The sequence below is a fragment of the Teichococcus deserti genome, assembly GCF_001982615.1.
Classification (GTDB): Bacteria; Pseudomonadota; Alphaproteobacteria; order Acetobacterales; family Acetobacteraceae; genus Pseudoroseomonas; species Pseudoroseomonas deserti.
In genome coordinates, this window is record NZ_MLCO01000153.1 from 46726 (window position 1) to 57321 (window position 10596).

General features: G+C 70.9%; 11 protein-coding genes. 4 read left to right on the top strand and 7 right to left on the bottom strand.

What is annotated here, in order from left to right; all coding sequences use genetic code 11:
- Positions 1-12: 12 nt before the first annotated feature.
- The 3 genes from glgC to BKE38_RS15875 form a co-directional block, all read right to left on the bottom strand.
- Positions 13-1278, bottom strand: coding sequence for a glucose-1-phosphate adenylyltransferase (glgC, locus tag BKE38_RS15865; protein ID WP_076958267.1), 1266 nt, complete (start codon positions 1276-1278; stop codon positions 13-15).
- A gap of 211 nt (positions 1279-1489) precedes the next feature.
- Positions 1490-2791, bottom strand: coding sequence for an MFS transporter (locus BKE38_RS15870; RefSeq protein ID WP_076958280.1), 1302 nt, complete (start codon positions 2789-2791; stop codon positions 1490-1492).
- 54 nt (positions 2792-2845) lie between these two features.
- Complete coding sequence (locus BKE38_RS15875) at positions 2846-3265, bottom strand: MarR family winged helix-turn-helix transcriptional regulator (protein ID WP_076958268.1); 420 nt, start codon at positions 3263-3265, stop codon at positions 2846-2848.
- 94 nt (positions 3266-3359) lie between these two features.
- Here BKE38_RS15875 and BKE38_RS15880 point away from each other — a divergent pair, with 94 nt between their 5' ends.
- The gene (locus BKE38_RS15880) at positions 3360-4820 is read left to right on the top strand and encodes a DUF4403 family protein (RefSeq protein ID WP_076958269.1); all 1461 of its coding nucleotides are present in this window, start codon (positions 3360-3362) and stop codon (positions 4818-4820) included.
- Positions 4821-4844: 24 nt separating this feature from the next.
- Here BKE38_RS15880 and BKE38_RS15885 read toward each other — a convergent pair whose 3' ends face one another.
- The 3 genes from BKE38_RS15885 to BKE38_RS15895 are packed head-to-tail and all read right to left on the bottom strand — an operon-like array spanning position 4845 to position 8094.
- Entirely contained in the window at positions 4845-5837 is a 993-nt protein-coding gene (locus tag BKE38_RS15885) for a Bug family tripartite tricarboxylate transporter substrate binding protein (RefSeq protein ID WP_076958270.1), read from the bottom strand.
- A gap of 48 nt (positions 5838-5885) precedes the next feature.
- On the bottom strand, positions 5886-7301 hold the full coding sequence (locus BKE38_RS15890) for an FAD-binding oxidoreductase (RefSeq protein ID WP_076958271.1): 1416 nt from the start codon (positions 7299-7301) through the stop codon (positions 5886-5888).
- A 1-nt stretch (position 7302) separates the two neighbouring features.
- Complete coding sequence (locus tag BKE38_RS15895; protein WP_076958272.1) at positions 7303-8094, bottom strand: HpcH/HpaI aldolase family protein; 792 nt, start codon at positions 8092-8094, stop codon at positions 7303-7305.
- 150 nt (positions 8095-8244) lie between these two features.
- Between BKE38_RS15895 and BKE38_RS31530 the strand changes: the two genes are divergently transcribed.
- Positions 8245-8922, top strand: a complete 678-nt coding sequence (locus BKE38_RS31530; RefSeq protein ID WP_165694201.1) for a FadR/GntR family transcriptional regulator — start codon at positions 8245-8247, stop codon at positions 8920-8922.
- Between the two features lie 4 nt (positions 8923-8926).
- Here the strand turns inward: BKE38_RS31530 and BKE38_RS15905 are convergent, their stop codons facing one another.
- Entirely contained in the window at positions 8927-9313 is a 387-nt protein-coding gene (locus tag BKE38_RS15905; RefSeq protein WP_076958274.1) for a hypothetical protein, read from the bottom strand.
- Positions 9314-9511: 198 nt separating this feature from the next.
- Between BKE38_RS15905 and BKE38_RS15910 the strand changes: the two genes are divergently transcribed.
- Together BKE38_RS15910 and BKE38_RS15915 are read left to right on the top strand one after the other, a co-directional pair.
- Complete coding sequence (locus tag BKE38_RS15910) at positions 9512-9937, top strand: hypothetical protein (protein ID WP_076958275.1); 426 nt, start codon at positions 9512-9514, stop codon at positions 9935-9937.
- A 160-nt stretch (positions 9938-10097) separates the two neighbouring features.
- Positions 10098-10502: a hypothetical protein gene (locus tag BKE38_RS15915; protein ID WP_131829613.1), complete on the top strand. Its 405-nt coding sequence runs from the start codon at positions 10098-10100 to the stop codon at positions 10500-10502.
- The last annotated feature ends 94 nt before the right edge of the window (positions 10503-10596 follow it).

Genomic DNA, 10596 nt, shown 5'->3' on the forward strand with positions numbered 1-10596 from the left:
GGCAGGCAGCACTCACGCGGTAAGGGCGTCGACCATCGGCTGGGTGATCAGGGTAACGCCACCGGCGGTGCGGCGGAAGCGGCGGGCATCGGCCTCCGCGTCCTCGCCGACCACCAGGCCTTCCGGCAGGCGCACGCCGCTATCGACCACGGCCCGGGTCAGCCGGGTGTGCCGGTTCACGGTGACGCCGGGCAGCAGCACGCTGCTGTTCAGGTCGCAATAGGAATGCACCCGCACATTGGTCGACAGCACCGAGCGCTCGACATGCGAGCCGGAGACGATGCAGCCACCGGAGACCAGCGAATCCACCGCCATGCCGCGCCGCGCCTCGTCGTTGAAGACGAACTTGGCCGGCGGCGACAGCTCGCTATGGGTCCAGATCGGCCAGTCGCGGTCGTAGAGGTCGAGCGGAGGGACGACGTCGCACAGGTCGATATTCGCCTGCCAATAGGCGTCCACCGTGCCCACGTCGCGCCAATAGGACGACGCCTCCTCGCCGGTGGTGACGCAGCTGTCGGTGAAGCGATGCGCCTGGGCGCGGCCGTTCCTGACGATATGGGGGACCAGGTCGGAGCCGAAATCGTGGCTGGATTGCGGGTCGGCGGCGTCGCGCCGCAGCTGCTCGGCCAGGAAGCTGGTGGAGAAGACGTAGATGCCCATGCTGGCCAGCGCCATCTCGGGCTTGTCGGGCATGCCCGGCGGGTCGGCCGGCTTCTCCAGGAAGGAGACGATGCGGTCCTCCTGGTCGACCTGCATGACGCCGAAGGCCATGGCCTCGGCCCGCGGCACCTCGATGCAGCCGACGGTGACATCGGCGCCCGAGGCCTCGTGCTGCTGCAGCATGACCTCGTAGTCCATCTTGTAGACATGGTCGCCGGCCAGCACGATCATGTAGCGCACGCCATAGGCCTCGATGATGTCGAGGTTCTGGTAGACGGCATCCGCCGTGCCGGAATACCAGCCGCTGCCCTCGACCCGCTGGCTGGCGGGCAGGATATCGAAGCTCTCGTTCCGCTCGGCCCGCATGAAGTTCCAGCCGCGCTGCAGGTGGCGGATCAGGCTGTGCGCCTTGTACTGGGTGGCGACGCCGATGCGGCGGATGCCCGAATTCAGGGCGTTGGACAGCGCGAAGTCGATGATGCGGGACTTGGCGCCGAAGAAGACGGCGGGCTTCACCCGGCGCTCGGTCAGCTCCATCAGGCGGGTGCCGCGGCCCCCGGCCAGGACATAGGCCATGGCGTGGCGCGCCAGGGGCGCGGGCGTCTGCGGCTTCAGCATGCGCTGGCGACTTCGGTGTTCATTGGCAGCTGGCTCCCCCGATCCCCTCATGGCCATGGCACGGCACCAGGTCAGGATAGGCCGATGCCGATGCCCGGCGACAGGCAGACGATGCAAGGGGGGCGAAAGTTTCAGCCACGCTGTCGCTTTTCATGCTTTCACCCCCCGGCGTGACATCGCGGCGTCACGCCCGGGGACCATCGTGGCTGGTTCAGGCCTGCGCCGTCACCGGTTCCATGACCGCCTTCGGGGCCGGCCGCTGCAGCGACAGCACCATCAGCGCGGCGACCAGGCAGAAACCGCCGGCGACGAACAGGGCGGGCAGATAGGTGTCGAAGGCGCTGCGGGCGCCGCCGGCGGCGAAGGCGGCGGTGGCGGCGCCCAGCTGGTGCCCGGCGAAGACCCAGCCGAAGACCAGCCCGGCGCGCTCGGCGCCGAAGCGCTCGGCGACCAGGCGCACCGTGGGCGGCACGGTCGCGATCCAGTCCAGCCCGTAGAAGACGGCGAAGAGGCTGAGCGCCACCAGGTTGAACTCGGTGAAGGGCAGGTAGAGCAGCGACAGCCCGCGCAGCCCGTAGAACCAGAAGAGCAGCCAGCGATTGTCGTAGCGGTCGGCAAGCCAGCCCGAGGCCACGGTGCCGACCAGGTCGAACAGCCCGATCACCGCCAGCATGCCCGCCGCCCCCACCGGCGCCACGCCGAAATCGCCGCAGAGCGAGACCCAATGGGTCTGGATCAGCCCGTTGGTGCTGAGGCCACAGATGAAGAAGGTGCCGAACAGCACCCAGAAGGCGCGGCTGCGCGAGGCCTCCTGCAGCGCCAGCAGCGGCGAGGCCAGCAGGTCGAGCAGCCCGCCCTTCGGCTTCCCCGGCGGCACGACCTCCGCCCCGCCCAGCGGCGGCAGGCCGAGCTCGGCGGGGTGGTCGCGCATCAGCAGGGTGACCAGAGCGAGGGCCAGCAGCAGCATGGCGACGACGAAGGCCAGCGCGGCGCGCCAGCCGATCGCCTCAGTCAGCGCCGCCAGCAGCGGCAGGAAGACCAGCTGGCCGGTGGCGTTGCTGGCCGTCATCAACCCGACCACCAGGCCACGGCGCTGCACGAACCAGCGGGTGGCCACCGTCGCGCCCAGGACCAGCGCGGTCATGCCGGTGCCGAGCCCGACCACCCCGCCCCAGAGCAGCAGCAGCTGCCAGTGCTCGGTCATCAGGGCGGAGGCCGCCAGCCCGCCGCCGATCATCAGCAGCGCCACGGTGACCACCCGGCGCAGGCCGAAATGGTTCATGAAGGCGGCGGCGAAAGGCCCCATCAGCCCGAACAGCACCAGCCGCAGCGCCATGGCGGAGGAGACCTCGGCATTGCTCCAGCCGAACTCGGCCTGCAGCGGCGCCAGCAGCACGCCGGCCGATCCCATGGCGCCGGCCGTGGCCAGCATGGTGACGAAGGTCGCCGCCACCACCGCCCAGCCGTAATAGATCTTCCGTTCGGTCAACCAGCGGGCCAGGGCTGCCTGCATCGTCGTCACCCCCATAAAGCGGGCATATGCCCGCATTTTGTCGCAAAAACCCGGTCAGAAATCCTCGGCCAGGCGGGACAGGGCGGCCAGGCCCTCGGCGCCCAGGCGCGTCTCGATCTCGGCCTGGGCGGCATCCCAGAGCGGCGCCGCCTTTTCCAGCAACGCCTCCCCCGCCGGGGACAGCGCCAGCGGCGCCTCGCGCTGATCGGCGCCGGCGCGGCCCTCGACGAGCCCCAGCTTCTCCAGCACCCGTGCGTTGCGGCCGATGGTGGAGCGGTCGAGATCGGCCAGCCTGCCGAGCTCGGTCAGCGACACCGGCCCGTGCCGGCGGATCCGCCGCAGCAGGCTGAGCTGGCCGATATTGACGCCGACCGGAGCCAGCGCCGCGTCGTAGATGGCGCTGATCTTCCGCGCGGCACCGCGCAGGGTGATGCAGTAACAGGCGGAACTGGCGGGAGCAGGAGCGGCCGGCATGACGCGGGTATATGCCCGGACCCGGTCATCGCGCAAGCGGACTGGAAGAAAAGTGTGCGGCGGCCTGGCGGTGGCGGTGCCATAACCCGCAGCGATGAGAGGATGGAAAGCCTGGGCCCGGCTCAGCGGCCTCGCTGCGTCGCTGGCGCTCTGGGGCGCCGTGCTCTGGACCGGCCAGGCCTGGTACCAGGAGCGCGACGCGCGGCTGACCGGCGACCCGCCGCGCCGGGCGGCGCAGCTGACCCTGCCGCCGCGCGACAGCGAAGGGTCGGTGCGGCTGCGCATCCCCTTCGCCGTGCTGCAGCAGGCGGCCGAGCGCGACCTGCCCGCCGAGTTCAGCCAGAGCGGCGAGGGCGACGGCACCCGCTACAGCTTCACGCTGCGCCGCACCGCGCCGATCCGCTTCCGCGCCGTGGATGGCCAGCTGCGGGCGACGACCAGCCTGCAGGTCAATGGCCAGGCCGGGCTGACCGGGGGCGTGGCCAGCCTGCTCGGGCTGGACGCGAAGAATTTCGACGCAGCCGCCGACATCGAGGCGGAGATCCAGGCGACGCTGGATGCCGACTGGTGCCCGGCGGTCGCCGTCCGCGTCGGCTACCAGTGGAGCAAGGCGCCGCGCCTCGAGATCATCGGCGGCGTCTGGGTCGGTATCGAGGAGCGGGTGCGCGCCCTGGTCGACGAGGCGCTGCGCAACCTGCCACAGACATTGAAAGACAACATTCCCTGCGAGCGGCTGCGCGAGGCGGCGGCGGAGCAGTGGCGCCGGCACGACATCCCGGTCCAGCTGCCCGCGGCACCGCCGCTGCTGGTGCAGATCGAGCCGCAGGCGCTGGGCAGCTCGGAGCTCGCGGTGGAGCCCAACCATCTGCGCCTGGTGCTCGCCCTGCAGGCACGCACCGCGGTGACCGAGCGTGCCGCCGCCACCCCCGCCCGGCAGATCTTCCTGCCGCCCCTGCGCCAGGTGCCGGACCGCGACGGGCGGATCGCGCTGTCCATCCCGATCCGCGCCGGCTACGACATGATCCGCGACTGGATCATGCGCGAATTCGGCCACCAGGACATTCCGGTGCAACTGGGCGGCGTCACCGCGGTGTTCCGGGTGCAGGCGCTGACCGTCTATCCGAGCGACCCGAACATCGCGCTGGCGGTGGAATTCTCGGCCGCCCTGCCCGGCCGGGTGCTGAACACCACCGGCCGGGTCATCTTCACCGCGAAGCCCGTCGTCGAGCAGCGCGGCAGCCAGGTACGGCTGACGGACATCCAATTCGCACGGGACTTCGACAATCCGCTCTGGTCGCTGGCGACCGCCACCTTCGAGGACCGCATCCGCGCGGCGCTCTCCGATGTCGCCGTCTATGATCTCAAGGACATCATCGCCGGCGCCTTGACAGAACTGCGCCGCCGCCTGGCCGATCCGGCGGTCACCGGGCGGCTGCGGGTGACGCTGACCCGCCCGGCCCTGCGGCTGGAGCGGCTGGTGATGGAGAACGACGCGCTGACCGTGCTGGGCACCGCCGAGGCGGGGATCGAGGCCGAGGTGACGGCGCTGCCGTGACCTCGACCCTGAAGCAGCGCCGGCTCAGCTCGGCTGGATCTTCCGCTCGGCGATCAGCTGGCCCCAGCGCTGGGTTTCCTGCTTCACGAAGGCAGTGAATTCGGCCGGCGTGCTGCTATAGGCCGTGGCGCCCAGCTCGGCGAAGCGGGCGATGGTGGCGGGCTGCTTCATGAAGGCGATGATCGCCGTCGACAGCCGGTTGGCGATCTCCGGCGGCGTGCCCTTGGGCAGGAAGAAGCCGTGCCAGGCAACCGCCTCGAAGCCCGGCAGGGTCTCGGCGATGGCCGGCAGGTTGCGGTCGAAATCCGGGCGCTCGCGGGTCGCGCTGCCCAGCAGCACCAGCCGCTTGTCGGCGACATAGGGCAGCAGCAGCGGGATGTTGTCGAAGGACAGGTCGATCGCGCCGCTCAGCAGGTCGACCACCATCGGGCCCGAGCCGCGATAGGGGACATGCACCATCGAGGTGCCGGTCATCGCCTGGAACAGCTCGGCCGCCAGGTGCTGGCTGGTGCCGACGCCCGGGGTGCCATAGGTGGCCTTGCCCGGATTGGCCTTGGCCCAGGCGATGAACTCGGCGACCGACCGCGCCTGCACCGTCTTCGGGTTCACTGCCAGCACGTTCGGGATCGTGGTGATCTGGCCCAGCAGCGCGAAGTCCTCGACCTTGTAGGTGATGGGGACGTTGCCGAAGGCCGGGATAATCGACAGGCCGGAGATCGAGCCCAGGCCGATGGTCTGCCCGTCCGGCGCGGCGCGCGCCACCTGGCCGATGCCCAGCGTGCTGCCGGCGCCGCCGACATTCTCGCAGACGAAAGGCTTGCCGAACTCCTTGCCCAGATGCTCGGCGATCATGCGGCCGAAGACATCGGCCGAGCCGCCGGGGGCGAAGGGAATGACCACCCGCACCGGGCCGGAGGGATAGGCCTCGCCAGCGGCGATCGCGGGCCGCGCGCCGGTGAAGGTGGCGGCGCCCAGCGCCAGGCCGGCGGCGCCGAGGCCGCGACGGGTGATGTTCATTTGCTTGTCGTTCCCCACTGAAAGAAATCCCCGGACGGTGCCGGGCGGCTAGATCAGGATCTTGCCGGGATTCATCAGGCCCTGCGGATCGAGCAGGTCCTTGAAACGTCGCATCAGCTCGAGTTCCAGCGGCGGCGCGGCGCGGGCCAGCCGGGCGCGGTTCGAGAGGCCGATGCCATGCTCGGCGCTGATGGCGCCGCCCAGCGGCACCAGCACGCCATCCACCGCCAGGCTGATCGCCGCGGCGCGGTCCTGCAGCGCGGCCGCGTCATCGAAGGCCTTCGGATCGAGGATGGCCAGCACATGCATGTTGCCGTCGCCGACATGGCCATGCATCACCACCGTCGCCCCGGGCGAGACCGCCTCGATCGCCTGCTCGACGCCGCGGATGAAATCGGCCTGGCGCTCCAGCGGCACGACGCTGTCATGGCTGACGACATAGCCCTCGGCCTTGCTGCTTTCCGAGACGCTGTGGCGGATGCGCCAGAGGCCTTCCGCCTGGGCCTGGCTGCTGGCGACGATGGCATCCATCACCAGCTCTTTTTCCAGCGCCTCGCCGAGCATCGCTTCCAGCAACGCCGGCAGGGAATCGCCCTCCAGCGTGTCGGACAGCTCGACCAGCACATACCAGCCGGCCTCGAGGGAGAAGGGAATCGCCACCTGCGGCATGTGGCGGGCGATCACCTCGACCTGGCGGCGCGACATGGCCTCGAAGCTGGACAGGCGGTCGCCCAGCCGGCTGCGGGCCAGCGCCAGCAGCGCCTGCACCTGCTCGAAATTCTCGGCCATGCCCATGGCCACCGCCGAGGCGCGCGGCCGCGGAAACAGCTTCAGCACCGCGCCGGTGATGATGCCCAGCGTCCCTTCCGCACCGATGAACATCTGCTTGATGTCGTAGCCGGTGCTGTCCTTGCGCAGCGCCGTCATGGTCTCCAGCAGGCGGCCGTCGGGCAGCACCACCTCCAGCCCCAGGCAGAGCTCACGCATGGTGCCGTAGCGCAGCACCTGGGTGCCGCCGGCATTGGTCGAGAGGTTGCCGCCGATCTGGCAGCTGCCCTCGGCGCCGAGGCTCAGCGGGAAGAGGCGGTCGATGCGCTCGGCCGCCTGCTGGATCTCGGCCAGGATGCAGCCGGCATCGACGGCGATGGCGTCACCCAGGCTGCTGACCCAGCGGATGCGGTTCAGCCGGTCGAGCCGCAGCACCACGGCGCGGCCCTCGGTCGGCGGGACCGCGGCGCCGCACATGCCGGTATTGCCACCCTGCGGCACCACCGCCACCCCCTGCGAGACGCAGAGCTTCACCACCTCCGAAACCTGCGCCGCATCGGCCGGGCGCACCACCGCCTCGGCCCGGCCGTGGTAGCGGCCGCGCCAGTCGGTGACGAAGGGCGCCTGGTCATGGCCGGGGGCGATGACATGGGCGGGGCCCACAATGGCCGCCAGCGCGGGCAGCAGGTCCGTCATGTCAGTAGCCGGCGCGCGGCTGCGGCGCCGTCATCGGGCGGTCCAGCGCCTTCATCAGCTGGCCGGCGCCGATGCCGAACAGCCGGTTGTCGTTCGGCGCCGTGACCATGTCGAAGCCGCGGCCCCACATGGCGACGCAATAATCGATCGCCGAGCTGTGCATGGCGACCTTCTTTCCCGCCCGCCGCGCGGCGTCGCGGATGGCGTCGATACGGGCCAGCATTTCGGGGTGCTCCGGCCCGGTCACGGGGTCGTGGCCATGGGTGAAGCTCAAATCCGAAGGACCGATGTACACGCCGTCCAGGCCGGGGACGGCCAGGATCGAGTCGATGTTCGAGAAACCCTCCGCCGTCTCGATCATGGCGAGGGTCAGGATGGTGTCGTTCGCCTGGGCCACGTAGTGGCGCCCGGCATAGAGCTGCGCCCGGGTCGGGCCGAAGGAGCGGCCGCCGAAGGGCGGGTAGCGGCAGGCGGAGACGAAGGCCGCGGCCTGCTCGGCATTGTCGATCAGCGGGCAGATGATGCCCATGGCGCCGGCATCCAGCAGCTTCATGATCGCCGGCGGCTCCAGCCCGGCGACGCGGGCCAGCGGCGTGACGTCGGTGGTGCTGATCGCCTGCAGCATCGACAGCGCCGCGTCGAAGGAGATCAGCCCGTGCTGCAGGTCCAGCGTGATGGAGTCGAAGCCCTGATGCGCCATGGCCTCGGCCAGGAAGGGGCTGGGAATGGCCGACCATCCGTTCAGGGCGCATTCGCCGCTGGCCAGCATCCGGTGCAGTCGCGTGCCTCGCATCGCATTTCCTCCAAGCTGAAATCTGGTTATCATAAGACTTCGCGGCTTGGCAATCCGGGCTGCGCGGAAGACCGCGCGGTGCTAGGATGGCCTGGCGGGACGCAGCCAGGGGGACGAGGATCGATGCCGGAGGGCGTGGCCAGAAGTAGCGTGGCGAAGCCGAGCCTCGCCGACCATGTGGTGGGCGCGCTCAGCCGCAGCATCGCCGAGGGGCGGCTGGCCCCGGGGGCGCGGCTGCCCACCGGCCAGCAATTGGCAGAACAGTATGGCGTCAGCCTGGCGGTGATCCGCGAGGCCATTTCCAGCCTGCGCGCCGAGGGGCTGGTCGAGACCCGCCAGGGCGCCGGCGCCTTCGTGGCCGCACCCAGCAGCAACCAGCCGTTCCGCATCCAGCCGCTGCTGCAGGCCGGCCCCGACGCCGCCCGCAAGATTTTTGAACTTCGCATGGGCGCCGAGATTTCGGCCGCCGGCCTGGCCGCGGCGCGCGCCACCCGCGGGCAGCTCGCCGAGCTCAAGCGGGCGCATCAGGCGATGGAGGCGGCCGTCGCCGCCGGCGGCAACGGCGTCGAGGAAGACCTCGACTTCCACCGCGGCATCGCCGAGGCGGCCAACAACGAGCTCTTCGTGAAGTTCGTGACCTTCCTCGGCCACCATATCCGCGACAGCGTCCTCGCCTCCCGCCCCGAGGGCAGCCAGTGGGAGGCGGCCGAGGTGCTCTCCGAGCATGCCGCCATCCTGGCCGCCATCCGCGCCGGCGACGTCGCCGCCGCCCAGGCCGCGGCCGCCGCCCATATGGGCAACTGCCTGGCCCGCTGCGCGGTGAAATAGGGCGTCAGCCCCGGGCGACGATGTCCTCGGGGCGGATATTGTCGACCTGGCCGTAGATGCAGCAGGCGTCGATGAAGCCGCCCGGCCCGTATTCGAAGACATGCCATTCCAGCTCGGCGAAATGCAGGATGGTGCCGGCGGTGACCGGCACCTTCTCCGGCAGGTCGTCCTTGGCCGGGCCCTTGCGGATCCAGCCGTCGCGGGCGTCGAGGATCACCACCGTCTCCTCGGCATGGTGGTGCGGCTCCATCGGCCCGCTCTCGGCGGCGTAGCGGCAGAAGGACACCGTCATCTTGCCGCTGGCGGAGGCCGAGTCGCGGCCGATCGCCCGCTGCAGCACGCGGCCGGGCAGCGGCTCCTGAATCAGCTCGTCGCGCTGCAGAACCTTCATCTTGGACTCTCCTGTCAGGGGCGCGCCGGGGTGGTCCCGGGCCTCGGCGCAAGTCTTAAGGTTATCAGAAGACGTCGGCAAGACGGGGACCGCCCGCCGTTTCGTGAGCGCACATCCGCGGGAGACGGGGCCGCCCCGTCTTGGGCGCTGCCCTGCCGCCGCAGTAACCAGGGCAGGCAAGCGAGCGAGGACAGAAGAATGATCATCTGGCAGGGCTGGGGCATCCTGACGGTGCTGATCCTGGGCGGCGTGCCGGCGGCCGGCATGGCCGCGCTCTTCGCGGTGCTGGGGCCGAAGCCGGCGCCGCTGACCTTCAGCATCGTGGTCATGCTGATGGTGCTGCTGGGCGGCCTGGCCAATTGGTGGGTCGGTCGGCGGCTGAATGGCGGGCCGGGGCGCGAGCTAATCGATGCCCGCACCGGCCAGCGGGTGATCCTGCGGCCGCGGCATTCGCTGTTCTGGATCCCGATGCAGTACTGGTCCGTGCTGTCGCTGCTGGCGGCGCTGGGCTTCGGCATCGCGGCCGCCGGCCAGCTGGGCCGCGAGGCGCCGCGCCCGCCCGGCGGCCCCACCGCCACCAGCACGCCCAAGGCGCCGCCTGGCACCACCGAGCGGCAGATCTAGGCCGGCCGCTGGCGCGGCCTTGTGAAGCGCGCCCCGCTTGCCTTGGCCGCTGCCCAGGGCTTTGGTCAGAGCCGGATCGCCGCGGGACCGAGCCCGGACCGCGGCCGGATACGAGAGCGAGCAGAACGGGGCGGAGCTTGACGCCTGGACGTGCATCGAGATGCGTAGCGCCCCGGCCATGCCGGTGCTGAGCCGGCTGATGGCGCGGCTGCGGCCGCCCGCCGCGCTGCGGCGGCACCACCGCGTCTGGCAGGTGGCGCTGCAGGACGGGCGGCTCAGCGTCACCGACCCGGCCGGGCGGCAGCACGCCCTGGACCTGGCCCGGCTCAGCCGGGTGCTGGTCGAGGCCGAGGCCAGCGGTCCGCTGGGCGCCGATTGCTGGTGGCAGTTCTTCGACGCCGAGGGCCGGCTGGCGCTGCGCTACCCCCAGGGGGCGGCGGGCGAGAGCGGCGTCATCGACTGGCTGCTGGCCCTGCCCGGCTTCGACCATGGCGGCATGCTGGCCGCCATGGGCGCCACCCGCCCCGGGGTCTTCGCCGTCTGGGACCGCGACGGCTCCGGCTGAGCCGCTCGCGCGAAAGCGGTTGGCAAGCGCTGGCGGCCGGGTGGATCATCCTCGCAACGAAGAATGCGAGGGAAACGTCGATGGACAGCCTGCC